Here is a 24,941-nt window from a genome sequence, read left to right on the forward strand (position 1 = left end):
TGAACTACTTAGGGTAGGTATATGAGACGCGCGAAAATTGTGGCAACTTTCGGCCCGGCTATCTCCAGCTTCGACAACACCCTCGCGGTGCTGGAGGCCGGCGTCGACGTTGCTCGCATGAACATGAGCCACGGCGACTACTCCGTGCACGACAACACCTACGAGAATGTCCGCAAGGCTGCGGCGCAACTGGGCAAGCCCGTGGCCATCATGGCCGACCTCCAGGGCCCCAAGATCCGCCTTGGCCGCTTTGTTGACGGTCCGCACGAATTGGCCGTTGGCGACACCTTCACCATCACCACCGAGGACGTCCCGGGCACCAAGGACATCTGCTCCACCACGCTCAAGAGCCTCACCGAAGACGTCAACGTTGGCGACGCGCTGCTGATCGACGACGGCAAGGTGGCTCTCCGGGCCATTGAGGTTGACGACGTCAAGGTTGTCGCCACGGTTACCGTCGGTGGCAAGGTTTCCAACAACAAGGGCATCAACCTGCCCGGCGTTGCCGTCAACGTCCCGGCGTTGAGCGAAAAGGACGAGGACGATCTGCGCTGGGCGCTCAAGCGTGGCGCCGACCTCGTGGCCTTGTCCTTCGTTCGTGACGCTGCGGACATCACCCGTGTCCACGAGATCATGGATGAAGAGGGCCGCCGCGTTCCCGTCATCGCCAAGATCGAAAAGCCGCAGGCTGTGGACCAGCTCCACGAAATCATTGACGCATTCGACGCCATCATGGTTGCCCGTGGCGACCTCGGCGTCGAATTGCCGCTCGAAGAGGTGCCGATTGTCCAGAAGCGCGCCATCGAATTGGCACGCCGCTGGGCCAAGCCGGTCATCGTGGCAACCCAGGTGCTCGAATCCATGATCGACAACCCGCGGCCGACACGCGCCGAAGCCTCCGACTGCGCCAACGCAGTTCTCGACGGCGCCGACGCAGTCATGCTCTCGGGTGAGACCTCCGTGGGCCAGTACCCGATCGAAACCGTCAAGACCATGGCGCGGATCATCGAATCCACCGAGGTCCACGGACTCGAGCGCGTCCCCCCGCTGGGCACGAAGCCCAAGACCCGCGGTGGCGCCATCACCCGTGCCGCCGTCGAAATCGCAGACCAGCTGGACGCCAAGTACATTTGTACTTTCACGCAGTCCGGCGACTCTGCACGACGCCTATCGCGTCTGCGCCCGGTCAAGCCGGTCTTCGCGTTCACGCCGGTTGAGCACGTGTGGAACCAGCTGGCCCTCACCTGGGGCATCCAGCCGGTACTCGTGCCCTCCGTCGGCCACACCGACGAGATGACAGCCCAGGTGGACCGCAGCTTGCTCGACATGAAGCTCGTGGACGAAGGCGACCTCGTGGTCATCGCCGCCGGTTCCCCTCCAGGACAGGCCGGTTCCACGAACTCGCTGAAGGTTCACAAGGTGGGCGACCTCGCCGACACATCCAAGGTTGACGACGGTTCCCGCAAGGAACCCGTTGGCCCGTGGCCCGAAAAGAAGTCAAAGACCAAGGCGTAGTCTCTGGTTTTGCCTAACAGGCCCCGCCGTTTGGCGGGGCCTGTTGTCGTTTCCCTTTGGGATTGTCCCGGGCGCAAAAGCCCGAAAACGACGTCGGGTACGATTGGTAAGTGGACTTAGTATTCGAACTGACACCTGACCTTGCAATTGCATTCGCCACCCTGTTCGTGCTCGAAATAGTTCTGGGCGTGGACAACGTCATCTTCATCTCGATCCTGGCCAGTAAACTGCCCGTGGAGCAGCAGGCCAAAGCCCGCAACCTCGGCCTTACCCTGGGGATGCTGATGCGGATTGTGCTGCTGTTCGCCGCTTCATGGATCATCAGCCTGACAAATGATTTGTTCGAACTCTTCGGAAAGGGATTCTCCGGCAGGGACCTGATCTTGATCTTCGGAGGCCTGTTCCTCGTCTACAAGGCGGTCACCGAGATTCACGAGAAACTCGAAGGACGCCCGTCCCACGGCCCTGGCCGGATTGGCACCGTGACGTTTGGCGCCGTGCTGACCCAGATCATTCTGCTGGACATGGTGTTCTCCTTCGATTCGGTGATCACCGCTGTTGGCATGGTGGATAACCTCCTTGTCATCGTCACTGCGGTCCTGCTCTCGTTCAGCGTCATGCTCTTCTCCGCGAAGTTCATTTTCGCGTTCGTGAACCGGCACCCCACCGTCAAGATGCTGGCATTGGCCTTCCTGGTGTTGATTGGATCCTTCCTTATCGCAGACGGTTTCGAGGTCAAGATCGACAAAGCCCTCATCTATGGCCCGATGGCTTTCGCCATCGTCGTCGAAGCCCTGAACCTGACCTACAAGCGCCGCCAGGAGCAACTGTCAGGCGAAGCCATCGAACCGGTCCACCTTCGGCACGCCTATTCCAAAGCCGATGACCACGACGCTATCGCTGCAGCCACGGCAACAGGTCCCGATGCCGGGGAAGTTGGTCTGTCCAGCAAGCCCGTAACCGGCCGGATCGTCGAGGGCGACGGCCATCAGGAACCCGCGGGCCTGGGATAAGGGCAGGGCGGCCGACCTCCCATAGCGGCAAGCAGTGACCACGGCTCCCGTGGTTCTGGATTCCTAAACAAAAAAGAAGGGCGGCTTCGCAAGGAAGCCGCCCTTCTTTTTAAGGGACGCTAGTTGACCTGGTTGATGATGGTCTCGGCAACCTCACGCATGCTGAGGCGACGGTCCATGGAGGTCTTCTGGATCCAGCGGAAGGCTTCGGGCTCCGTGAGGCCCATCTTGGTGGTCAGGAGGCTCTTGGCGCGCTCTACAAGCTTGCGCGTGGCGAACTGCTCCTGGAGGTCGGAAACCTCGTTCTCGAGTGCCTTGATCTCCTCGTGGCGGGAGAGGGCAATCTCGATGGCGGGGATGAGGTCGGCGGGGGTGAACGGCTTGACGACGTACGCCATGGCACCTGCGTCGCGTGCCCGCTCCACGAGTTCCTTCTGGCTGAACGCGGTCAGGAGGACGACGGGGGCGATGCGGGCCTTCACGATTTTCTCAGCTGCCGAGATGCCATCCATGACGGGCATCTTGACATCCATCAGCACGAGGTCAGGCTTGAGTTCTTCGGCCAGCTCCACGGCCTTTTCGCCGTTGTCCGCCTCGCCTACGACGTCGTACCCTTCGCCCTTCAGGATCTCGATAATGTCCAAGCGGATGAGGGTCTCATCCTCGGCTACGACAACGCGTCGGGCCGGCTGGCTTGTGGGTGCGGACTCCGTCTGTTCGGTCACGGGATCTCCTTGGAAAGGTTCGGCGGGTTCAAGTCCATCTTAGTGGGGACGGTCGTGGAGCATGTTTTTGTTGCACCAGCGCGTCCGGTTCTTTGAATCAGCCTATCTGCATGTAGAGTAGTTTCGCGTGCTGGGAACGGATCGCGTTGCTCACAGAAATGAGAGCAGTCAGCGAGAATTAACGTCCCGGTAATCCGCGCCCGAGTGGCGGAATTGGCAGACGCGCCGCACTCAAAATGCGGTATCGAAAGGTGTGTGGGTTCGAGTCCCACCTCGGGCACTGTATTGTCGCAGGTCAGGGGCCTATATGGCCCCTGACTGTTGACAAAACCCCCAAATCTGTTGACACGGATCTAGCATTTTCATGTGGCTAGTATCCGGCAACGCGTCAAAAAGGACGGCTCTTCGTCCTTCATGGTGGTCTGGCGCGACCCCAAGATCCGGAAGCAGCAGGGCATCACGGTCGACTCTGCGCATGAGGCTGAAACGCTCAAGCGGTTGCTCGATGCGAACGGCCAATCCTTCGAAATTGCACAGCAGGCACTGCTGGACAACAGGGCGAAGATACCCACGGTTGGCGAAGTCATTCAAGAACACATTGACCTCCTGATCCGGCCGTCGAGCGGGACCGTCAAGACGTATCAGACGATGCTTGATCTCCATGTGAAGAAGGTCATCGGCCACGTCCCCGTCGACAAGCTCGACTACCGGATGATCGCGTACTGGGTGAAGTCGATGATGGCCAAGGGGCGGTCGCCCAAAACCATCAAAAATGTCCATGGCTTGATATCCGCGTCAATGAACACCGCAGAGATGCTGGGCTACATCACGCGCAATCCCTGCCGGGGCGTGCAGCTGCCGAGCGTCGAGAAGGCCGAGGACGAAATGATGTTCCTCACCCACGCTGAGTTCGGACTGATCATGGATGGCATGGGGGAGCGGTACCGCGACTTCACCAACTTCCTGGTTATGACAGGGACGCGCTTTGGGGAAGCCACGGCACTGACGGTCGCGGACATCGATTTGCTGGGCAAGCCGGCCACGGCTCGGATCAACAAGGCGTGGAAGCGCGATGGCCAGAACCAGTTCTATATTGGGCCGACCAAAACAGGCGCCGGCAAGAGGACCATTGGGCTGAACCCGGCGCTCGTTGACCTGCTCATTCCGTTAGTCGCTGGACGCCTTGGTGGTGACCTGCTCTTCACAACCCCCAAAGGTGAGCGGATTGTTCATAAGCTGTACTGGCACCACTACTGGATGCCGGCCGTCAAGGCGGCCCAGGACCGCGGTCTGAGGAAAAATCCACGTATTCATGATCTACGGCACACGCATGCCTCGTGGCTAATTCAGGATGGCGTCCCAATCTTTACGATCTCGCGGCGGCTAGGGCATGCATCGACTAGGACGACAGAGGGCGTTTATGGGCACCTCATGCCGGAGGCTTTGCAAGCTGGAGCGGATGCCACGGAACGGTCGGTGTCGGCGTTTGTGCGTTAGAGATGCCGTGGTTTGTTCGTGCTCAGGAGACGAGGCGATTGCGGGCCCTTGTTCCGATGAGCCGGGTGCTGGTTGTCCCGCCGCTTGCGGCGGCCGCCCGGTCTGTGCCGGGGAGGATTTCACTTAGCCTGGCTATCTCTGCGATGTGCTCTGACGTAAAGACGATCTTCCCCTTGCCCCAGCATGCATGCGGGAAGCGTCCCGCTGCAGCGCCGTCCCGCAGCCAGCCTTCACTGCAGCGCATGAGGGCTGCAGCTTCGGCAGGTTCGAAGAATTCCAAGTCCATGACAGTCCGCTCTTAGTTCGTTGACCTTGGTCATTCATTCGGATTGTCGCTCGTGAGTACATGACAGTAGCGCGACAGCACAAGAGCTGGGTGGGCTTTGTACTTTCTCTTGGGCGCCACCGTCTTTGTTGCGGGCCGCCACTGGCCGGACAATGGTCCAGTCTGCTTATGGATTTCCGGGTCCGGTCTGTTCCGTCGCTTCTACGAATCACTCCGGCGCCACGGGCTCGCACGCTAAGAGCTCGGTTGGTCCTGCGCAGAGAACGTACGGCGATTGCATCATGGTTCTCGTTGCTGCAGAAAAGCGTCTTCGGCTGTAAGCGGTGGCCTACCAGGAGGACCTCCAACTCGACATTGAGGCGCGGATCGAGGGAGCCTATCACCGTTGGTGACTGAGACCGGACCACGCGCACACGGGCATAAGGCCCCGTGTCATCGAATGCTAGGGCAATCTCTGGCGTCCTCTGCGGGATGCGGTGCGGCTTAGGACTCGATTGGAGTCATCAACCATTGCCGGTAACTACCAGGCCGTTTGCAGGCTAAGCAATCGACCTAGCCGTGTACCTGTCAGAACGACCGCATCTTGAACAGCCTGCCGGCGTCGCCGTCATCGTGCAGCCGACACACCACTTCATCCGAAACGAGTGTGCCACTTGAGCCAATGACGTCCGGTAGATCCGAGTCGAGCGTCGTTATGACTGGTTGCAGACCTAGTTCCGCATATTTCCGAAGTACCTCGATCAGGCGTCGCTTTGCCCGCGGTTCAAGACTCTCAAACACCCCATCATGGAATGAGAACCTTGGAAAGTGCTCTTCCCTATATGCGCGGAGAACGGCGAGATCAAAAGCGATGCATAGTAGTTTCTTGAATGTGAATCCGCGACTCGCGCTCGTTGCACTTCCGGTAGAATCCACGATTTCGGCTGAAAAATCTAAACTCCCAGTTGACGATACGGAAACGGAGAGGAGGGCATGTTCGTCGAGCACCGTATGAATGATCTCATCAAAATACCCTTGAATCTCCCGGTACCGACCGGACGTATCTTCGGCCTGAGCCTGGACATCTTGTTCAATAGCTGTCTGCAGTTGGTTCTTGCGGTCCTGGATCTGACGTTGATCCTGTTTCAGACGCACTATCTCGTTCAAAGCGTTGCGCTGCCGCTCCAAAGAGTAGATGTCGGCTCGAAGCGAGATGACTCGGCCCGACACCTCCTTATATTTACTCAAGGTGTCCGAGCCCTCGAGGAAGTCGAATAACCTGGCTCGTTCTAGCTGCAGCTCTTCGAGTTGGGGACCTAGTTCGCTCAACCTAGACTCCGTGTCTGCACGATCGGCGAGCAGGTACTCACGTCGCTCGTCCGAAATTGCACGGTTAAACGCCACCAACTGCTCAAAGTCTTTCTTGATCTGTCCAGCGAAGGCAACCCCTGCTTCAGAAAAAAGTTGTGCCGTTTGGTCTGGACTGAAGAGAATAGCTTCCTCCTGGAGAGACTCATCGAGTCGCGTAAGGAGCTGGGAGAGCCGATAGGTTTCTTCATTTCGCTTCGAGATTTCGTCCTCTACTCGCTCGACCAGCTCCCGATTAGCTTCAGCGTCCGCTTGCGAAAAATTGAAGCTTTCTAGAGTCTTCTCGAGCTCAGATAGGTCACGCTGCCTGATTCCGATTATGCCTTCGATCTTGACCACATCGGCGTCTTCTGCCGCTCCGCCCTCGCGCCTGTGGTGCACCATCGAACGGTCGAGCTCCTCCGCTCGCGCGTTTTCTTCATAAAGTTCGAGAGTGAGATTTGCGTTGAGACCCAGTAGATGGGCTAAGAAGGGTTTCCACTCTTGATGTTTCCCGCGGAACTTTCTGAGGTGGAAGACATCTCCATAATCGTCCTGCTCTCGCAACACGTATCCCATGATGTCGCGGTAGTCGTATGGAGCAATGACTGAGAATCCCAAAAGACCGTCTAGCAGACGCTTGGCAGGAGCTAGCCCTAAGCCGATATGATCCCAAAGATCAGCCTCAACGTCCTGCGCATTCGGGACCTCATCTTTGGAAGTAAGGATTGAGATAGGGTTACGGGACTCAAGCGTTCGAGCGATGGTTAGATAACTTCCATCTCCGAGCTTTATTTCTAGAAAAAATGTGAATCCGGAGAATAGTTCCGCGTGCTTAAAAAGGAAAAATGAGGAGTGTCGACGTTTGAGGAGGCAAAAGTCAACTAAACGGGCTACAGTGCTCTTCCCGAGATTGTGAACCGTCTTTCCTCGGTTCTCGGTGCGTCTGACCTCAGCCAATATCACGGAAAGGCCATCGTTGAACTGTATCGACGCAAAAAGAGATGGTTTATTTGAGTAAAGTCTGACCAGCTTCACGAAGATGCCTTCCTAATCCACTCGAAGGAGTCGGCCTTAGGCAAGTAGTCAACGACGCCGAGCAGATAGAGCAGGTTGAGAGCGGGGGTAAACAGGTAATCGGCTTGGTGGCCTCTGCCGTTGCAGTGCTCAAATAGGACATCGTATTTCACTACTTGATGCCGAGCCAGGTACTTCATCATCGTGCTAGCAAGGGCGATGACGGTCTGGTCGGGATGCTCATGCTTGCCTGGGAATAACATCCAGATCGCCTTCCGTGTCCCCTATGTCACAGTTCCAATACATGTAGAACACGATCGCGCGCGTGAGCCTCCTATTACGACCGAGTAGCGAGTCGCGGCTGACAAGAATGTCGACCAAGCGTCCAAACACCGCATCGAAGGTGTGGTGTTGTTCCTTGTGGGCGATGATTTTGAGATCAAAGTCCTCGGCGCAGTCGACGTACATCTGGCGGATTCGGGAATTACCCGGGGCAGCCAAGAAGGTCTGAATTTGCCGTAAGACAGATCCGTAGTTCTTCAAAAGACGTTCAGAGGTCTTTTCGGTCATGGAGTTCAGTTGGTTCTTCCTGGCAAGCGAGGTCCGCGCTACGGGGCGACTATCAATCGAGGCGAACTCGAAGTCAACGCCTAATGCGATAGCTTCGACCACCTCGGCTAGGTCGCGGCTGGAGACGATAAGTGGGCCATCGAGAGGATTTATACCAGCGAGTTGCGCGAGTCTCGGTTCCGCCCGAAATGCTTCGTCGAGTGCTTCAACACCGCAGAGATGGATATTTTCGGTTGAGATGCCGATGCCGGAGGAAAGCTGCTGCACTATGGTTTCGTTCGCGTTGGCCGTCAAGAAGCGATTTGAGTAGAGGAGGTAGTTGTCGAGCATGCCTCCGTCGTGGAGATGTTTTGCTCGAACCATTTCCTTGGTCAGGACTGAATTTGCCGCGTCTCCACTAAAATCAGCGTCGCTGAAGTAGCCGTAGGAGAACGTGTGCTTCGCCTGAATTATTGAGATCCCTTCCCACGGCCGCGAATAGCTCGGGAAACCATCTGCGAGTCCCTCGAATCGTGCATCGCGCCCACCATCCACACCCGTCGCAAAAGCTTGGACGCCCTTACCCAATTGAAGCTTCGCGGCCTGCACGACGAGGGCCTCAAACTGCGCCTCGCCGAGGTCCTCATACGGATATCCCATTGGCCCATGCTATCGAGGCACGCATACCGTGACGGCACATGACGCGCCTAGTGTTAGGCAGCAGGCTGGGAGCTGATGAAACTCAAGAGGCGTAATTGGAGCCGATAGAGCAATCCCTAGGTCTGCATTCCACCGCTGCGGCACTTGGCGAAGGTCAGTATCGGCACGAACGTTGGCTTGTGGCCTCGAATTTCCTGCTTGAGTAGGCGACTCAGCGGACGGTGGGCTAGAAACGACGCGACTCTAAGTCTGTTCCCCTTCTGCCAAACCCTGAGTCCCCGGTGGTTCGACCAAAGTGGAGGTTACGTGGCGTTTTAGTTTGTATGTCCTGACATCATCTGGGTGCAACGTCAGCACAGGGGGAGGTAGTGAGATGCCAAACCAGCCCGCCGAATGTGGAGTGGGCGACGATGTATCGGCCCGATCTACATCAGCTGCGTCGGCCACACTATCCGAGTCAAGAAACAATACAAACGTAGGTTGTCCGTTTTGTGCACTGCTGAGTCTGATGCCTTCGATTGGAGTCCTAGGCACCCACCTGAAGTACTCGGTGAGGACCTGTGTGGGGACGTACGTGAGGTTCGGGTTGTCATCGGGGCCCATGGGTGCGGTGACGTTTTCCGCGAATCTGCGGAAAAACCATAGCACCCCAATTTTTTCAAGGGTCCCGGGAGCGAACAACGAAGGCATGTTCAAATTGCGGGTCAGATCGAGGACTCTAAGGTCCTTTTGGCTCCTGAAACCTCCAATGCGGGCGTAGTTTCTGGTGCCGTGAGATGCAATCTCTTCGATCGCGGTTTCCGGGGCCGCCGATCCATAGAACATGGGTATTCCCTCAGGGCTCATTCGGTTAACCGCGGCAAGCTTGGCGGGGGCCGGGCCGAGTGCAGCAGCTGAGACGAGTTTGCTGTTTTCGTCGCTTACCAGACGTCCTCTGTAAAAGAGGGTGCCCCTGGGAACGATTGAGACGAGGCCTAGCTCCTCGTTCTCAACGTACGGCAAGAGCCCTTGCAGGAAGGCTTCGCTTCTTTGACCCGGCGCCTGGACACGTGCGTCGTCCTCAACGGCGGGTGGGAACACGAAACGGGACCGTGTCCGAACATCTAGTTCAAATTGGTCCCACCCCCAGTATGTTGCATCGAGAGAGCCGTGGTGCCTATTCTCTGTCCAGTCATATTCAAGCATTGCTTTCCCTAAGACATCCACAAGCGAATCGAAGACATTATCCTCGATCGCGTTCTCGCAGACCTGATAAAGAATTTCCCACTGGTCATAGACATCAGCTCCCTGCCATCCGTCGTCCAAGATGAGTCCCGCATTTTGAGCGGGCTCATAGAGGGACCTAAATACCTCCATTATGTGTCGTTGTACTTCCCAGAGGGGAATTAGGTCCCCGGTAGCTCCATCGGAGCAAAGTGCGCACAAGCTTCCGGTATTTTTTTCCGACGAAACTGACAGTCTCTCTAGTAGGTGGGCATCCGTTATGTGCGTACGGCACATTGCCCCATCGACATTCTTAAAAGTACTGTCACCCTCGTCGGGCCAAAGCTCGGATGCTCCACTCATGAGGATGAGTGTCGCACGCGACGGCATTGTTATCAGATTCGAGTCAGAAATTATTACGCTCCTATATCGCCTTATAGCGAGCCGCTGTTTGTGTACCGTATCTGGATCCGGGCCTCGCGGATGTTAGGAAGTGCCTAGGACGGCTGGAAGCTTGCAGAAGTCAGCTAAGGTGCTTCAACGAACGCCAGCAAACACGTTGCACCCCTCTTGCAGGGCTAGCCCGGAACGAACCGCCAGTTGCTCTGGACATGTCCAGAGTTCAAGAGTTCAATGGATTCGGGGCCGATTAACTCAAGGCCGAGAAACTGACTTGGCGTCATCAACGAACAGAGGCAAAGCGCACTACTGGGGATGCCCATGAACAACAATCCATACCCCTTGAAGCAACCGCCGGCCGAACGGGCCGCGAATGCCTTTGACTCTTTGGCCCTGCCGACTCACCTGAGCCTGGAGCGATTGGTCAATGTCGTGGAAGGTGTCCGGCATCGACCCATCGAAATTGAAGCTGCGGGCTTCCTCAACGGCGGTTCGGTGTGTGGTCTGTGGCTGTCGACGGACGAAGTCGAAGTCATCCTGCACGCGGTCAGCCCGTCTGGACTGCACCGACAGCAGTTCGTGCTTCACGAACTCGGACACATGGTCCTGCGACACGACGAACTCGTCGTTCCCGTGGACTATGTAAATGTTCTGTTTCCGAACCTTCCCGCAGGTTTGGTTCGTCGCGTCTTGGCGCGTACCAGTTTCACTGATGAGCTAGAAGCGGCCGCGGAGTCGCTCGCCGACCTCTTCGCAGCCGCGATCAGAAACAGCGCGAGGGAACCGCGGTCGTTCGAGAATGTGTTCGGATGATCCAGGTTGCCGCCGCGGTTCTGATCTGGTTGCTGGTGCTATGCCTGCTGCCCGGAGTTCGTCGACGACGAGACCACAGTGTCTTGACTGCCGCCGTCACCATTTCTGTAGCTATGACGCTCAACATCGATCAGGTTTATTCGAGCGTTGACGCAGCGCTCGGTGGGCGGAACTACGTCGACCTCCTGGCCAACGTCTCGATGGTTGTCGGCATCTACTTTCTCTCAAGGGCGATTATTCGAGCGGCAACCCCAGATGAGGCGGGAGAAAGGCGGGACACGTTTGGTGCTGTCCTCCTGGGCGTCGTGACAGTTGGACTTGCATTCACTTTCAGCCTCATTGCCACCCAAAGCAGCTCAACCCGCTTCATGCTGGATTACGGCGGGCAGGTCCCAGCTGCTCTGTACTCAGCCATTCAGTTCGTCTACATCGGCTACGTGGTCAGTGTTACTGGTGTCACCTGTTTCCGATTCCGTTCTGAAATGTCTCGGCCTTACTACCGCGTGGCATTCACATTCATCGGAATTGGCTGTGCGATAGCAGTTCTGCTCGCATCCCTTGTACTGGTCATGGACATAATGCACCTGCAAGGCCGTCTGGACACCATGCGTGCGATATCGCCCGCATACGATGCCTCAGTGGCTGCAGCCATGTTCTTTCTATGTGTCGGTCTGGCAATCCCACCTGTCGCTCGGCGTGTCCTTCGCCATCGGGAGTCCGTGACTGAGGACGAACTGGTTCGAGGCCTCCGGGTTGTCTGGGACAAGACCGCCGGCAAGCGGCAAGACGTTCGGTTGCAACTAAGCATCGAATCCCAGAGTCAGCAGGACCAGGCACGACGGCTTCATAGGATGCTTGTTGAGGTGCAGGATGCTCTTCTCGTGGAGCCAGGATTGGCGACTTCCTTGGATATACGTGAGCTCAGAGTCCTAAGTGCTGCTGAGAATTATCTGGCCGGCCCAATTGAGCATCGAACTCCAGTGCGGAGGGTTAGGGGGAGCAAGGGCCATGACGGATGACGAAGGGACCAGCATCTCGGAGACGCCGCAGGCCAGGTTAGCCCGGAAACTCAACCTGCTTCTCGACCTCTATGAGGCGGGTGGCGCTGAGTCTTTGACCTACCCAGAGATCAGCAAACACATGAGTCGGCGAGGGACCCCGCTATCGCGATCCCGTTGGGCTTATATGCGCAGTGGGGATGGTTCGCTTGCCACCGATGTCGTGTTGCTGCGAAATCTGGCAGAGTTTTTCGGCGTGGACCGCGACTACCTACTCGATGATGCAGGCGAGATACCGAGGCTCGTGGAGGCTCAATTGGAGCTACTCCGCAGTCTGCGAGAGTCCCGCGTGCGTAATTTCGCTGCCAGGCAACTGCACGGGATCTCTCCGGAAACCTTGGAGGAGCTTCGCAAGGTTATAGACGACCGAGGAGCCCGAAAGGAATGAACGGTGCCGATGGTCTCTAGACGAAATGCTGTGGGTGCAGGACTGATAATGGCGTCGCTAGCTGTGCTCGCCGGCTTCGGTAGTGCAGCTTACTTTGCGCGCCAGGTTGTTGTGCCGAGATTCAGCCGCCGAGAGGATCTGTGCGTTCGATCCGTTCAATCCAGTGATGACGGCCAACTCTTGATCGAACTTCCGGCTACGAAAAGCACCATGGCTCTAGGGCGGTACAGCTTTTGGTTTGACCAGGGGACTGGCCATGCGTGTCTGGGTCCAGTGGTTGAAAGCATCCCTGACAGAGGATCAGTCACCCGTCTGGTGGAGCGCGTCGACGCAGGACAACTTGAACGTGCCACCGCAGGTATCTGGAGCGGGTATGTGTACTCCGACCCACATCAACTTGGCCTGCCTTACCGAGACGTTGAGATTGCAGTCGCAGGTGGCCTTGCCCCGGCCTGGAGATTCGACTCACCGGAAGCTGCCAACGCAGCCGGAACCTGGGCGATCCACATCCATGGGATGGGCGGCAGGAGGGCAGGAACGCTTCGTGGCATACCCGTCGCTCGGCGTCTGGGACTGACTTCGCTGGTTGTCTCATTTCGAAACGACGGCGACGCCCCGCCGTCGTCCGATGGGCGTTACCGACTCGGTGAAACCGAATGGCGTGACGTCGAAGCCGCCATCAACTACGCCGTAGCGGAAGGTGCTACACGCATTGTGATCTTCGGATGGTCATTGGGGGCGGCCATCGCCCTGCAAGTGGCAGCCGTGTCATCCCATGCTTCTCGAATTTCGGGATTGGTTCTCGACGCGCCCGTCTTCGACTGGCGGACGACCCTGCGAACGAACGCGAAGGCGGCCAGCTTGCCTGGGCCAGTGGTCCGACTGGGCTTCACTGTCCTGCAAACCAAGGCCCTTCGGTGGGTGACTGGCCTTGCCGAAGCGATCAATCTTGATGAAATGGATTGGCTAACGCGGGCTGCGGAACTGAAGCAACCGATTCTCGTCCTCCATGGAATGAAGGACGACACGACGCCATTCGAAGCGTCCAAGCAGGCAGCCGGCCTCCGACCGGACCTCGTCAGATTGGTGGAGTTCGAAGCGGAGGGCCACTCTTTGGAATGGAATGCCGATCCCGGTGGATGGGAGCAGTCGGTCGAGGACTGGTTTCGCGGCCTCGCCCTGCCTGACGCTAATCCAGAGCGAGCGGTGGCGAAGGCGTAGGAGGCGACTGTACTGAGTACTGGACTGCCAGGTCGTTGAGTTGGCTCTCGATGACGGACGAACGGGCGGCGAAGCTCTCGCCGTCTAAATCTTGAACGAGGCCGGCTGACTCGAGTAGAAGGAGATGACGCCGAACTGTGGCCCTGGATTTCCGGAGCTCTGAGGCCAAGACGGTGCGGGTGGTTGGTCCACTTCTGATCAAGAAGCGAAGAATCTGAGTGCGTGTTCGGTTCATCAGGATGGATGTCGACATGCAAACCACGGCTCAAAGGTTGAAGACTGATTGCTGTAGACGGGTCTACAGCAGTCAGGATACGCCCAAAGCTGTGGGTCCAACAGATTGGAGCTGCAATTGATTGTGTCGGCATGGCGCTCGCGGAATACTGATGGCGAAGGAGCAGTATCCGTAAACGGTAGGCGATCGGAAGGTGGAGCATGCCGGCGAAAGACGCTAGCCGCAATGGCGAGCTACCGCAGGCAACGCTCGCGCGCCGATTGAACCTCCTGCTGGATGTCGTTGTTGCCGAGAGGGGATCGCCGGTCACCTTCAGGGAAATTGAGACTGGCCTTCAAGCTCGAGGCGTCAAGATCTCGCGGGCCAGATGGTTCTACATGAAAGAAGGAACGGGACGGCTGGTCAGCGATCCTCAGTTGCTCACCGCCATCTGCGAGATGTTCGACGTTGATCCGTCCTACCTGCTGAACGGCGTCGAAGGCGACATCCCGAAACGCATTGACTCGCAGTTGGAGTTTGTGAAGTCCTTGAGGGCGGCCCGGGTGAAGACCTTTGCCGTCAGAACCTTGGGCGACGTCTCCCCAGAAACCTTGCGGGCAATTACCGAGTATCTGAATAGGGACATCGACCTCCACCCGCACGGTGAGAGGGCAGCGGCTACTCCTCCAGGACATACCGAAGGTGAGCGTCCAGCAACTCCTTGATGCGAGTGGGATTGGCTGAGTAGCGAGGGGAACGGCCGTGGCGGCGGCCGGCGGGAACATCGACGACGATGGCCCCGACCTGTTCCAGGGCGACCAGATGCTTGGCGACACTGGGCTCTCCTGCGCTCACGGAATCCACGATGTCGCCGCGCGTGGCAGGGCCGAACGTCGTGAGAAACCTCAGTATCTCGTTTCTGGCCCTGTTGCCGAACGTGGACACAGCTGCCTCGACATCGGGCGACCAAGCGTCGTCGTGAGGCTGCGTAATCCGTGGCATGGCTCAATTCTTACCGAACAACATGAAAAAAGTAAGAAGCGCACTCTTGACGATACTTAAAGTATCTTCGACAATACTTTTTAGATGCTTTGATTTTTGGTTCGGTTCAGCCGGCCATGACCACGTCGCTGCAGCGCGGCGAACGTCTGTGAACTCTAGCTATTTGAAGCGGTGAGGGCGATGAGCCTGAACGACAACGTTGAGCAAGCCGAAGAACTGCAGTCAGGGCCAGGGGCAGTAGACATCTCCCTAACGCGTCCACCCGATCCGACATTGTTGGTATCTGTTGACCAGATGATGGGAGCCGTCGAAGGGGTGCGGCGATACGTCGTCTCCCACCTTGCCCATATCGGGCGTGCATGCGACGTCGACGATGTTTTGCAGGATATTCGCGTGGCCGTCTGGGATGGAGTGGCGCGGGGGCATTACCGCCAACTTCCCGGAGTTCCGTTTGAAGCATGGGTGCAGGGCGTGACATCCAATATCTGTGCCGCCCATGCTCGCCGTGAGCTCAACCACAAGACCCTGCCTCTATTGCTCGACCCCACTGGCGACGACGTTTCGGGATCCTGGGGACAGCTCTCAGCAATCCTCATAGCACAGGACAACCCTGAAGCTCAGAAGATTATCGACCACGAGTGGGCGGTCATGGTGCTTCAGTTGACTCGCGAGGCCGTATCAGCCCCGACGTGGCGTATGGCCGTTGAGAGCCTCACCGCACCCAGGCAGTACGCTCTCCCAACCCAGCACGACCGCCGTCGTTGGAATGCAGTCACTGCGGTGCGACAGACTGCCAAGACCGTCAGCCTGGCACTGGATGTCACCCCAGGCAGCATTAGCGACATCGGACAGCTCTGTCAGCGTGCAGTTGACTGCCTGCCAAGTGCCCTGCTGCGCGCCGTGGCCAAGGCGATCGTTCTTCCCGAGATTCACGGACCGGAACGGCAAGCTGCGATTGCCCGTTTGGCGCGGGAGCTCGGCGTCACTGATCGCTATGTTGCCGTGCAGATCGGCACTGCAAGGCGTCTCTACCAAACCGCCTGGCGGGTAGTGCGCACGGCGGCCTCTTTCTGATTCTCGGAGGACTTTCCTTTGCAGTTGGCGACAAGTGCCTTTGGAGGTGGTGAACCATGAGCATTCGAAGGGCCAACGGGATTCGGACGCGATTGGGTCGCTGGGTTTTTGGAGTAACTGTCCTTCTGGTTGTCGGCTCATTGGCGTTGCTGATCGCGCTGCCGTCCAAAGGGCCGGCAATCGGTGCGCCGGATTCTCCTGTAGCTTCGGCTCCAGCGCCGAGTGCGTCAACTGCCTCGCCACCGCCGACTGTTCGCTCCTCGGGAACGACGAAGCCGTCGATTGTTCCGCCTGCGCCGGGGCCAACGGACTTTCGCGCAATTGCTTCGGCCACTGCCGAGGCCATCTACACCTGGGACACGAGGGCCTCGTCCTATTCGGAGGTGTACAGCCGGATCCGCGATCTATGGGTATTGCTCCCGGATGGTTCCAATCCATGGTCTGTTCTGGTTCAGGAGTTCGAGGCTACGGGTGTCAACGCTGGGTCCTTTGCGGCTCTCATGGGCCAGGGCGCCTACCGTGAAGCGAAGTTGGAGTCATCGACGTGTGACGAGCAGCTAGTCAAGGTACGCGAACGGCCCGCTCCGTGGCCAGGGCTGCATGTCTGCACCGTGCGACTTTCTGTCGAGGACCACACCTCAGCAAGTACCAACTCTTACTCCGCGGCGGTCAGCGTCATGGTCAACTGTCCTCCAGCACCGACAGCACGTGTAGATCGTTGCGTGATGGTCGCCTTCTATGCGTCATCCAACCGAATCGTTTATTGATGCCTCAATCAGGACTTGCTGTCGGTCTCGTTCGACGGCGCACGCTTTGCAGGTTGCTCGTAGCGTTCGTGGCGGTTGTCGCGCTCGCATTTGCTGTCGTCGCCAACCCGGTTGCCGTTGTTCTGGTGGGAGATCGTCCGACGCCGGCCGTCGCCTGCGTCTCTGGCGCTGATGCTGGTGATGTACTTGACCTTCCCGCCGGCGGTGGAATCGCCGGGTTGTCAGCGGCACAGACACATGTTGCCAGCGCTTACGTTTCGGTCGGCAAGGGGCTCGGCTTGCCTCGTGAGGCCTTGGTCATTGCCATCATGATGTCGCTACAGGAGTCGAGCCTGCGGATGTTGGCCAATACCAGCGTCCCCGAATCCTTCAACTTTCCGCATGATGGCGTTGGGAGCGACCATGACTCCGTGGGGTCGGCTCAGCAGCGACCAGCCGCTGGCTGGGGGAGCGTCCAAGAGCTGATGGATGTCACCTACAACGCTCGTGCCTTCTATGGAGGGCCGGCAGGACCCAACCATGGAAGCCCTCGTGGCTTGTTGGATATCCCGGGATGGGCCTCGATGAGCAAAAGCCAGGCTGCCCAAGCTGTGCAGGTTTCGGCCTTCCCGGAGTTGTACGACCGGTGGGAGCCGCAAGCGGCCGCGATTGTGGACGCTCTTAGTGCGGTTAAGCCGGCTCCTGCATGTACGAACGCGCCCGACGCGAGCTCTGACGTAGTCTCAGCTGAAGGTTTGAGTCAGATCCGCCAGGACATTCTTCGCTTTACTAAGATGGGGGTGGGAGGCGCATATGTCTGGGGCGGCACTGCGTTCAAGGCGTGGGACTGTTCTGGGTTCGTCCAGTGGATCTATCGGCAGGTCGGGATTGAGCTTCCTCGCGTGGAGCAATGGCGGGTGGGGCGGATGACGGATACCCCGCAGATTGGCGATCTGGTGGTTCAGAATCCCCAAGGACCGAACAACTGGGGACATGTGGGCATCTATGCCGGCGGGGGCATGATGTACAGCGCGCTCAACCCGTCCGCAGGGACGCTTCTGCATCCAATCGACTGGAACCCCGGTACAGCGTACTTCGACCTTCTGAGGTAGCCCACGTGACTGAGTGCGTGAGTCTTGCCTGGCACGCACCCCAGCCCGACTATTCCGCGCGGTAGGCTCCTGGAGCAGCTCTGAACCCCAGAGGACTACCGCAATAGCACCTAGGACTATGGCCCCGTGATGAGCCTCCAATGCTTAAGCAAAATCACCTCCCTCTATTTAGGATCGTGAGTGAATAGGCCTATCTACAAGCGCCGGAAGAGGTTGGGCTTCTTCGGGGTGATGTCTTTTAGCTGGCCAGTGAAATCGCGAACCCAGCGTTTTCTGGAGCTGTCGTAGAAGGTGGCACGGCAGCCCATAAAGGATGTGTCCCGTAGCTGGAAACTACTTGACGTGTTGGGTGGCATCGCAGCGACAAAGACTTGTTCGACATCTTTACCGTGGTCGCTGGCTATAAGCATGACCTCGTAAATGGGCAACGGGCTATCGTTTTGCACCATGAACTCTAGAATCTCTTGGTCTCGCTTCGTCTTCTGAACCGATACCGTGACTGCCGCTGCCTGTGCCCGGTGCTGGTCATTCACCTGCCGGCGGAGCGTCACGGCCCCGACCCACAGGGCACCGACAGTACCTATGGCCGCGGCGACGTTGGCTCCAGCGCTGACCCAGTCCGTTACGTCAGACATCTCGGACCCTCACTCGCCATCAGTGCCGTACCAAGTCTCCCAGGGATGCATTGGATCACCTGGCTGCCACATTTCCCTGGGGTCGAAGGCGTCAGGTTCCTTTGCTTTCTCCACCAGCGTTCCTTTGGAAGTACGAATCCAGGCGACCCCGCCACTGTCAGTAAACTCTGCATAGGCGCTATGGACTCTATCTGTTTGCTTGTACTCGTGACCGGGATAGTCCCCGACGACGACTTCCCGAGACAAGGGCTGTTTAATCGATGGTGTACAGGTTCATCTTGAAAATCGGCAAGTTCGTAGGATTCGTAAGGTTTACTAAAGTCTTGTTGTCCGGAAGGCCGCGCTCTACTCGGACAATAATCTTTCCCGCTTGCTCTTTTCGCTTCTGTTCCACCTCCTCGTGCCTATCCCGGCGCTGTTTCGAGTAGGTACGGGCCGCATAAATAACAGCGCCGCCGGTGAGAAGTGCCCCAGCGGCCTGACCTATGGCGCTAATCCAATCGGTAACACTCGGCATGGGATCGCCGTGGGGTCCTAGAGCCTTGAGGCAGATTAGAGCCGAAACTGCGAGCAGAGCCACGCTGGTAAGGGTTAGAACCAGGGTCGGGATGTCGCGGCGGAATTTCTGCATCAGGTTCCGGGAATCCGGTCGCCGTGTCCGTCATTGCTCAGAAAGACTGTCCAGCTCGTACCGCTGCCCTTCTTGGACGAGCACTTGAACTGCATAGGGATGGTGTTTCCCTTGGGGGCGTCCGTGTAAGCGCCGACGGTGTCGAAGCTTGCGTCTGACTCCTTGTAAGTGGACTTAGTCTTGCCGGCCTGGACGGTGGCGGTCGGGTGTACCTTCAACAGCCGCTGTTCGCAGACATACGTGGCATCCTTAGCGTCCTCGGCCAGTTGAGCGGCCAGGGCTTTTTCGCCCGCTTCCGCAATCGCCGCCATCTTCGAGGCTTCCGCCACGGCTGAGGCTTCGGCAGCTGCCTCTTCATTTGCCCGGATCGCCTGGGAGGAAACGGCAACAGCGATGATGGCCAGCAGCACGACGATGCCTCCACCGATGATGATGAGGAGCTTGCTGGGGGCCGGGGGCTTTACTTCAGGGGTGACTTCGGTAGACATGGTACTTCTTTCAGTGCGGAGCGGCCGGGGAGTCAGGGCCGGCTGTGTTCCCCCAGCACATGCACCTTCAGATGAAGAGTAACCGCCACGGGAACACAACAACGAATGCTGGCACTGAAACGGGCGTGTTTGTCGACGCCGACGACAAATGGATGGGTATGCGCGACGATAGATATGGCGGTCATTGGTACCTTTCCTCTTCACGGATGGTCATGGCCGTCGCCGGCCGGTACCAGTCCGGGTAGAGGTCACCAAGGAACAGCACTGTGATGGGTCACGCCCCGCAAAGGGGCGGACAGTCTTCTGATCAAGCTACCTAGGTGGGCCGGACAGGTGCCGGCCGGACCACCCCTATGGACTGACAGGTCTAGGGAAGGACACAATGCGGGTCAGTTGGGTCACGAGTCACATCCATCGGGGCGGAACGGCCTGTACTCATCCTGCCAGCCAGTCCCAGACCAGCCTCCCTAAGACTCACAGGGTGGGTCAGTGATAGCCGAAGAGCGCGGCGCGACCGACGAATCACTTCCCTGACGTCTGCGACCAGCGTAGCCAAGTCCACATATCGCACGAATGTTCGGTGTTGACTCTTCGCGGTCATGTCGTGCTTTCCGTCCACTCCCATGAAGTCGTGAGCCCAATCAGCTCATTCCATAGGAAGACGACTGGACGGAGCACCAGATGTTTCTGGCAGCGGTGGATCCTGGGATCACACCAAACGCGAATTTCCCTTTCCTTGAGTCGTTGAAGCAGATCGGCGGGGGCATCCTCGTCGGGGCCTTCATCGTCATCGCCATCGTGGCAATTATCGGAGCCGCCATGCTCCTCGCCGGCAAGCTGAGCCAATCATCACGGCTAGCGTCCGGCGGGGGAGTGATTCTGCTGTGGACAGGTCCGGTCGCGGCCATCCTCGGTGGGATCAATGGCTACATCCTGTGGTCGCAGACGGCATTCCCGCTCGGCTTCTGAGCTATGCCTGTCGATTGCGACCTCAACGGCTGGTGGCCGCCGGGATGCGGACTCGTTTCCCAAGCCAATGAAGGCGTCCAAGGCTCCATCACGGCCATCTTCGCGAACGTCCTTCAGAACATCGCGTCATGGATGTGGGGCTTCATCACTGGCGCCTTCACGGTCTCCGACGTTGACGATTCCCAGTGGACGGCCATTGGCGGACTCACCAACTGGTGGGTCGTCGTCATGCTGACGCCACTCGTCGTCGTGATGATCCTCCAGCTGCTGTCGGGCTTGATCAGCCAGCAACCGCGCCGACTTCTGCGGGCTCTGATCGGGGGAGCGGCGGCAGTTCCGCTTGTGGCTGCGGCCGTCTACGTCGTCCGGCAGCTCACCAGAGTCAGCGATGAGGCTTCGGCTGCCCTTCTCGAGTCCATCGGCACAGATCCCTACGTCGTGTTCATGCGCCTCTTCGGGTTCGAACGAGCCCCCGCAGGATCAGACCGAGAATGGAACGTCATTTCGCTCGCACCGGGAAACCAGGGAGGCGCCGTCGGCGGAGCAATCGTCACGGCCATGGCCGTCATTGTGGTCTGGATCCTCGCATTCATCCTCATGTGTTCCATGATCTTCAGAACCTTCGCCCTCGCCGTACTTGCTGCGGTGGCTCCGGTGGCACTGATGATGCTGCCGTGGGAGAAATCCAAGGCGTGGGCAGGACGATGGTGTGCAATTGTCGTCGCGCTGCTCCTTGCCAAGCCTTTGGCCGCGACCGTGCTGGCGACGGCCATCAAGCTGTTTGCGGATTCCCACTCCTTCGCTGGTCTGGCCGCGGGAACGGTGGGCATGGTCTTGGCCTGTGGAGCCCCCCTTATGGCGCTGCGACTCGTGAGCTTCGCCGGCGGAGAACTGGCCGCGGCAGCGCAGACCGCTGGCGGCGGGCACGTCCTCGCGAGGAGTAGCAATATTGCCACCCGCCAGGTGAGCCGACAGCTCGGCGGCAGGCTTACGGTCGCGTCGTTGATGGCTCGGTCCGCGATTACGAAGCCCATTCCGTCCGGTCGCCGGGACATCCCGACGCGGGTCCTTCCGGCCTCCGTTCCAATTCCAAGAAGCCTGACAAGCACGACGGCGGTACGCACCTCAGGTGGCAGCAGCGCCGGTTCCGATCGGCTGGCTTCGCATGAGAGATCAGATTCACGCAGTGACGTAATTCAGGGCCGCGTTGTTTCAGATACCGGCGGCCGAATAACAACGGCCTCAGGATCGCGAACCAGTGCCGGTCCACAGGCCAGCGGTCGAACATCAGCACCGTATCCCGCTCCGCGTGTCCCTGAGGTGCGAAACCCCAGCAGCGCACTGCCGACGTCGGACCTGCCGCCAATCAAGCGGCAACAGACTTACCACCCACAACCACCGGACAAATCCAATGAGTGACGAAACCAGGGCGCTCGAGCCCGTCAAATTTCCAAGGTACGAACGCCGTGGCATCTTCATGGGGCTGAAGTGGTACCAGCTGGTGTTGGTGGCTACTGGGGTTCTCGCGGCGATCATCGGTTCCGCAACGGGTGGTCCAGTAAGCCTGGCCGCCACGGCGCCGATCTGGCTTTCGCTGGTCCTTATCGGCGTTCTCCAGTACTCAAGGATTCCTTACCCGATCTGGGGCACGCTGATCGTACTGTTCTTCGTTCGTAGTGTTCTCGGGCAGACAACCTACCTAGTCCGACCTGAGCGCCCCATCAAGGCCGGCCAGCTCGCGCTTCCGGGAGGACTGGGCAACCTCAAACTGCAGCCGCTCAGCCGAGGTGAATGTGTTGTGCTCGACCCGCAGGGCAGAGAAGCGGTCATTGTGCTCCGTTGCAGCACCCGCTCGTTCGCGCTGCTGGACGACGACGACAAGGCGTGGGCGGCTCAGGCGTGGTCCAGAGTCCAAGCTGGCCTAGCTCAACGCTCTGATATCGCGCGGATGGCCGTCCAGGACTATACGGTTCCCTATCCTTCGTCTGCGCTGCAGGACTTCTACGATCGGACCGTTTCGGCTGCCGACGGCGAGCGCAGCTCGTGGGGCCAGATGGCGTACCAGGATCTGATCGCCGCCGCTGGGTCGGCGATGAGCCACGATGTTTTGCTGTCGCTGGTGGTCGACACGTCCAAGTCCCGACGGCGGATCAAGGAGTCCGGTGGAAAGAAGAACGGACTCGAGCGCCTGCTGAGGCTTGAAGTCGCCGCGATTACAACGTCTCTATCCAGTCATGGAGTCAGAGTTGAAGAGTGGTTGTCTGAGTCGCGACTTCTCGAAGTGCTCAGGGGCGCATTTGATCCGGAGACCGTATCGAAGCGACCAGGCATTCGCAACGAGGGCAAGCCACGCATTGCCGCAGACTCGCGACATAGCTGGGGCCCGATGGCAGTCGAAGAACACTGGACCTACCTTCGAACTGATTCTGGTTTTCACCAGACGTTCTGGGTCGCTGAATGGCCACGACAGAAGGTGTACCCGGGATTTCTCCATCCACTCGTCTACGTGGGCGACTTCAGGCACACGGTCACCCAGGTCATCAGGGCAGTTCCAACGCTTGAGGCTCTGCGCGACATCCGTTCGGCCCAGGAAGCCCACGAGACCCGCCGGCGCATCAACGCCCGATTCGATCGCCCGACGACCCGTGAGCAGCGAGCCGAGGAGGAGGAAGTGTCCCAACGTGAGGAAGAGATCGTCGCGGGGCACGGTGATGTCCGACCGACGGCGTTCGTTACTATTACCGCTTCGACGTTGGAAGACCTGGCGCGGCATCGACATGAACTTGAGTCAGCAGCTGCGGGAGCATTCGTAGAGCTGCGTCTTCTTGCTGGACAGCAGTGGGCGGCGTTCATTGCAGGTGGACTGCCCTTGGGCCGGGGATTGCGATGAGGCTCAACAACCAAGAGGTGAACTACACGCCGTCGGGCACGCGCGCAGACCGTAAGGCTCAGCGGCGAGTCAATGGCAAGGAGCCCCGTCGGGAGAGGGGTCGATCGCAGAGCACAGAAGAACGTGAGCGCCTCACTGACCGCGAGCGCGTTTTCGGAGATTGGGGGAGTCGCGACGCTCAGTCGCTCTGGGGGCCACACCGTCTGCGGCCAGCACCTCATCGTGCATCGACGCTGACGTTCGCCGCGGCCTACCCCTTCATCACGGAATCGGGCCTGGGCCACGAGGGGACGTACATAGGAACGGACGTTTTCGGTTCGGGTGCTTTCTCCTACGATCCCTGGATCCTTTATGACAAGGGCATCATCAGCGGCCCGTCCATTGTCGTCATCGGGACAGTCGGCACGGGGAAGTCCATGTGCGGGAAGTCGCTGGTGGCGCGCTCCATCACCCTCGGCCGCAAGGCCGCCGTGGCCTCGGACCCGAAAGGCGAGTGGGTCGGCGTCGCCAAAGCTGTAGGTGGCAAAGTCATCTCCGTGGGACCGGGACGGGCCGCACGTGTTAACCCGCTTGATGCCGGACCGCGCCCGAGCTCACTCAGCGACACGCAATGGCAAGCCGTGGTGCGGCAGCGTCGGCGGCAGTTGCTCGTGGCTCTTGTCTCCTTGATGAGGCAAGGCACACCGCTGCACCCGGTGGAACACACGGCTCTCGACATGGCCTTGATGGAGACCACAGCCGAGAATACAACGCCAACTCTTCCCATGGTGCTCGACCATTTGCTGAACCCGTCGAAAGAGACGCTGGATCTCGTGGGTAAGGAAGGCGGCGTTGCCGTCAGCCACTCCCTCCGACGGACAGTCTCCGGTGACCTGGAAGGAATGTTCGATGCACCTTCCACTGTGGCGTTCGACGCCGACGCCCCGATGATGGTTATGGACACCTCTGCCCTGATAGGTGCTTCAGAGCAGGCGCTGTCCTTGGCGGCTGCCTGTAGCGCCACCTGGCTTGAGGCTGCGGTGACAAACCCCGACGGCGGCAAGCGGCTTGTGGTGTACGACGAGGGCTGGCGGATGCTCGCCGATCCGTACATGTTGGCGAAGATGAGTGAGCAGTGGCGGCTCGCCCGCACTTATGGGATCGCGAACCTGTTGATCATGCACAAAGTGGCGGATCTCAACGAGATTGGCGACAGTACGAGCGGTCATCGTCAGAAGGCACTGGGTCTCCTAACGGAAGCGGACACCCGCATCATCTACCGCCAGAAGCATGATGCGATGCGACTGACGAAGGAAGCCCTGGGTCTGACGGAGGCGGAATGCGACCACGTGGAGAATCTACCGAAGGGCGTTGGGCTGTGGAAGGTGGGGAACCGTTCCTTCATCGTGGCGAATAGGGTCACCACGGATGAGCTGGAAGTCTTTGGCACCGATGATCGGATGCACCTGTGAAAACGCGGGCGGGAAGCACCAGTCCGATGGTCTCGGTGGGTCTTTGGTTGGTGGCCGGA

General features: G+C 58.8%; 26 protein-coding genes and 1 tRNA gene. 16 read left to right on the forward strand and 11 right to left on the reverse strand.

Going from position 1 to position 24,941, the window contains the following annotated elements; translation table 11 throughout:
• The first annotated feature begins 21 nt into the window (after positions 1–21).
• Positions 22–1,515 carry a pyruvate kinase gene (gene pyk, locus ACFVSI_RS00715; RefSeq protein WP_387819051.1) on the forward strand — a complete coding sequence of 498 codons (1,494 nt, stop codon included), beginning with the start codon at positions 22–24 and terminating at the stop codon, positions 1,513–1,515.
• A 110-nt stretch (positions 1,516–1,625) separates the two neighbouring features.
• A complete protein-coding gene (locus ACFVSI_RS00720; RefSeq protein ID WP_387819052.1) occupies positions 1,626–2,528 on the forward strand; it encodes a TerC family protein in 903 nt (300 codons plus the stop codon).
• 119 nt (positions 2,529–2,647) lie between these two features.
• Here ACFVSI_RS00720 and ACFVSI_RS00725 read toward each other — a convergent pair whose 3' ends face one another.
• A complete protein-coding gene (locus ACFVSI_RS00725) occupies positions 2,648–3,253 on the reverse strand; it encodes an ANTAR domain-containing response regulator (protein WP_144658605.1) in 606 nt (201 codons plus the stop codon).
• Positions 3,254–3,451: 198 nt separating this feature from the next.
• On the opposite strand from ACFVSI_RS00725, the gene ACFVSI_RS00730 reads away from it, so the two are divergent.
• Positions 3,452–3,533: transfer RNA gene (locus tag ACFVSI_RS00730), tRNA-Leu, on the forward strand.
• 134 nt (positions 3,534–3,667) lie between these two features.
• A complete protein-coding gene (locus ACFVSI_RS00735) occupies positions 3,668–4,750 on the forward strand; it encodes a tyrosine-type recombinase/integrase (protein ID WP_387819053.1) in 1,083 nt (360 codons plus the stop codon).
• Positions 4,751–4,772: 22 nt separating this feature from the next.
• On the opposite strand, the gene ACFVSI_RS00740 is transcribed toward ACFVSI_RS00735, so the two are convergent.
• From ACFVSI_RS00740 to ACFVSI_RS00760, 5 genes are all read right to left on the reverse strand, one after another.
• Entirely contained in the window at positions 4,773–5,036 is a 264-nt protein-coding gene (locus tag ACFVSI_RS00740; RefSeq protein ID WP_387819054.1) for a hypothetical protein, read from the reverse strand.
• A 567-nt stretch (positions 5,037–5,603) separates the two neighbouring features.
• Entirely contained in the window at positions 5,604–7,400 is a 1,797-nt protein-coding gene (locus tag ACFVSI_RS00745; RefSeq protein ID WP_387819055.1) for a DUF2326 domain-containing protein, read from the reverse strand.
• Positions 7,397–7,642 (reverse strand): ABC-three component system middle component 8, encoded by a 246-nt coding sequence (locus ACFVSI_RS00750; RefSeq protein WP_387819056.1) that lies wholly within the window; start codon positions 7,640–7,642, stop codon positions 7,397–7,399. Before ACFVSI_RS00750 ends, ACFVSI_RS00745 begins: the two co-directional genes overlap by 4 nt.
• Positions 7,620–8,588 carry an ABC-three component system protein gene (locus tag ACFVSI_RS00755; RefSeq protein ID WP_387819057.1) on the reverse strand — a complete coding sequence of 323 codons (969 nt, stop codon included), beginning with the start codon at positions 8,586–8,588 and terminating at the stop codon, positions 7,620–7,622. The genes ACFVSI_RS00750 and ACFVSI_RS00755 overlap by 23 nt, the downstream gene beginning before the upstream one ends.
• 243 nt (positions 8,589–8,831) lie before the next feature.
• Complete coding sequence (locus ACFVSI_RS00760; RefSeq protein ID WP_387819058.1) at positions 8,832–10,181, reverse strand: RES domain-containing protein; 1,350 nt, start codon at positions 10,179–10,181, stop codon at positions 8,832–8,834.
• A 330-nt stretch (positions 10,182–10,511) separates the two neighbouring features.
• Between ACFVSI_RS00760 and ACFVSI_RS00765 the strand changes: the two genes are divergently transcribed.
• From ACFVSI_RS00765 to ACFVSI_RS00780, 4 genes are all read left to right on the forward strand, one after another.
• Positions 10,512–11,003 carry a hypothetical protein gene (locus ACFVSI_RS00765; RefSeq protein WP_387819059.1) on the forward strand — a complete coding sequence of 164 codons (492 nt, stop codon included), beginning with the start codon at positions 10,512–10,514 and terminating at the stop codon, positions 11,001–11,003.
• Complete coding sequence (locus ACFVSI_RS00770) at positions 11,000–12,022, forward strand: MAB_1171c family putative transporter (RefSeq protein WP_387819060.1); 1,023 nt, start codon at positions 11,000–11,002, stop codon at positions 12,020–12,022. Before ACFVSI_RS00765 ends, ACFVSI_RS00770 begins: the two co-directional genes overlap by 4 nt.
• Positions 12,012–12,449, forward strand: a complete 438-nt coding sequence (locus ACFVSI_RS00775; RefSeq protein WP_387819061.1) for a hypothetical protein — start codon at positions 12,012–12,014, stop codon at positions 12,447–12,449. Before ACFVSI_RS00770 ends, ACFVSI_RS00775 begins: the two co-directional genes overlap by 11 nt.
• 273 nt (positions 12,450–12,722) lie before the next feature.
• Positions 12,723–13,670: an alpha/beta hydrolase family protein gene (locus ACFVSI_RS00780; RefSeq protein ID WP_387819062.1), complete on the forward strand. Its 948-nt coding sequence runs from the start codon at positions 12,723–12,725 to the stop codon at positions 13,668–13,670.
• On the opposite strand, the gene ACFVSI_RS00785 is transcribed toward ACFVSI_RS00780, so the two are convergent.
• Positions 13,639–13,923 carry a helix-turn-helix domain-containing protein gene (locus ACFVSI_RS00785; RefSeq protein WP_387819063.1) on the reverse strand — a complete coding sequence of 95 codons (285 nt, stop codon included), beginning with the start codon at positions 13,921–13,923 and terminating at the stop codon, positions 13,639–13,641. The two genes, ACFVSI_RS00780 and ACFVSI_RS00785, sit on opposite strands and share 32 nt — an antisense overlap.
• A gap of 182 nt (positions 13,924–14,105) precedes the next feature.
• Between ACFVSI_RS00785 and ACFVSI_RS00790 the strand changes: the two genes are divergently transcribed.
• Positions 14,106–14,609 (forward strand): hypothetical protein, encoded by a 504-nt coding sequence (locus ACFVSI_RS00790; protein ID WP_387819064.1) that lies wholly within the window; start codon positions 14,106–14,108, stop codon positions 14,607–14,609.
• Here ACFVSI_RS00790 and ACFVSI_RS00795 read toward each other — a convergent pair.
• Positions 14,563–14,886 (reverse strand): ArsR/SmtB family transcription factor, encoded by a 324-nt coding sequence (locus ACFVSI_RS00795; protein WP_387819065.1) that lies wholly within the window; start codon positions 14,884–14,886, stop codon positions 14,563–14,565. The genes ACFVSI_RS00790 and ACFVSI_RS00795 overlap by 47 nt on opposite strands.
• Positions 14,887–15,066: 180 nt before the next feature.
• Here ACFVSI_RS00795 and ACFVSI_RS00800 point away from each other — a divergent pair, with 180 nt between their 5' ends.
• From ACFVSI_RS00800 to ACFVSI_RS00810, 3 genes are read left to right on the forward strand one after another with little or no spacing between them, the layout of a single operon-like run.
• Entirely contained in the window at positions 15,067–15,960 is an 894-nt protein-coding gene (locus ACFVSI_RS00800) for a hypothetical protein (protein WP_387819066.1), read from the forward strand.
• Between the two features lie 56 nt (positions 15,961–16,016).
• Positions 16,017–16,727: a hypothetical protein gene (locus ACFVSI_RS00805; RefSeq protein WP_387819067.1), complete on the forward strand. Its 711-nt coding sequence runs from the start codon at positions 16,017–16,019 to the stop codon at positions 16,725–16,727.
• On the forward strand, positions 16,727–17,818 hold the full coding sequence (locus tag ACFVSI_RS00810; RefSeq protein WP_387819068.1) for a C40 family peptidase: 1,092 nt from the start codon (positions 16,727–16,729) through the stop codon (positions 17,816–17,818). The genes ACFVSI_RS00805 and ACFVSI_RS00810 overlap by 1 nt, the downstream gene beginning before the upstream one ends.
• A 194-nt stretch (positions 17,819–18,012) precedes the next feature.
• Here ACFVSI_RS00810 and ACFVSI_RS00815 read toward each other — a convergent pair whose 3' ends face one another.
• The 3 genes from ACFVSI_RS00815 to ACFVSI_RS00825 all read right to left on the reverse strand — a co-directional run bounded on the left by ACFVSI_RS00815 (position 18,013) and on the right by ACFVSI_RS00825 (position 19,572).
• The gene (locus ACFVSI_RS00815) at positions 18,013–18,453 is read right to left on the reverse strand and encodes a hypothetical protein (protein ID WP_387819069.1); all 441 of its coding nucleotides are present in this window, start codon (positions 18,451–18,453) and stop codon (positions 18,013–18,015) included.
• A 253-nt stretch (positions 18,454–18,706) separates the two neighbouring features.
• The gene (locus ACFVSI_RS00820) at positions 18,707–19,084 is read right to left on the reverse strand and encodes a hypothetical protein (protein ID WP_387819070.1); all 378 of its coding nucleotides are present in this window, start codon (positions 19,082–19,084) and stop codon (positions 18,707–18,709) included.
• On the reverse strand, positions 19,084–19,572 hold the full coding sequence (locus tag ACFVSI_RS00825) for a hypothetical protein (RefSeq protein ID WP_387819071.1): 489 nt from the start codon (positions 19,570–19,572) through the stop codon (positions 19,084–19,086). The genes ACFVSI_RS00820 and ACFVSI_RS00825 overlap by 1 nt, the downstream gene beginning before the upstream one ends.
• 681 nt (positions 19,573–20,253) lie before the next feature.
• On the opposite strand from ACFVSI_RS00825, the gene ACFVSI_RS00830 reads away from it, so the two are divergent.
• The 4 genes from ACFVSI_RS00830 to ACFVSI_RS00845 are packed head-to-tail and all read left to right on the forward strand — an operon-like array spanning position 20,254 to position 24,882.
• On the forward strand, positions 20,254–20,541 hold the full coding sequence (locus ACFVSI_RS00830) for a hypothetical protein (protein ID WP_157372120.1): 288 nt from the start codon (positions 20,254–20,256) through the stop codon (positions 20,539–20,541).
• A 3-nt stretch (positions 20,542–20,544) separates the two neighbouring features.
• Positions 20,545–21,960 carry a type IV secretion system protein gene (locus ACFVSI_RS00835; protein WP_387819072.1) on the forward strand — a complete coding sequence of 472 codons (1,416 nt, stop codon included), beginning with the start codon at positions 20,545–20,547 and terminating at the stop codon, positions 21,958–21,960.
• A complete protein-coding gene (locus tag ACFVSI_RS00840) occupies positions 21,953–23,431 on the forward strand; it encodes an SCO6880 family protein (RefSeq protein WP_387819073.1) in 1,479 nt (492 codons plus the stop codon). The genes ACFVSI_RS00835 and ACFVSI_RS00840 overlap by 8 nt, the downstream gene beginning before the upstream one ends.
• Positions 23,428–24,882 (forward strand): ATP-binding protein, encoded by a 1,455-nt coding sequence (locus ACFVSI_RS00845; RefSeq protein WP_387819074.1) that lies wholly within the window; start codon positions 23,428–23,430, stop codon positions 24,880–24,882. Before ACFVSI_RS00840 ends, ACFVSI_RS00845 begins: the two co-directional genes overlap by 4 nt.
• Positions 24,883–24,941: the final 59 nt, after the last annotated feature.

The sequence above is a fragment of the Paenarthrobacter sp. NPDC057981 genome (genome assembly GCF_042886835.1).
Classification (GTDB): Bacteria; Actinomycetota; Actinomycetes; order Actinomycetales; family Micrococcaceae; genus Arthrobacter.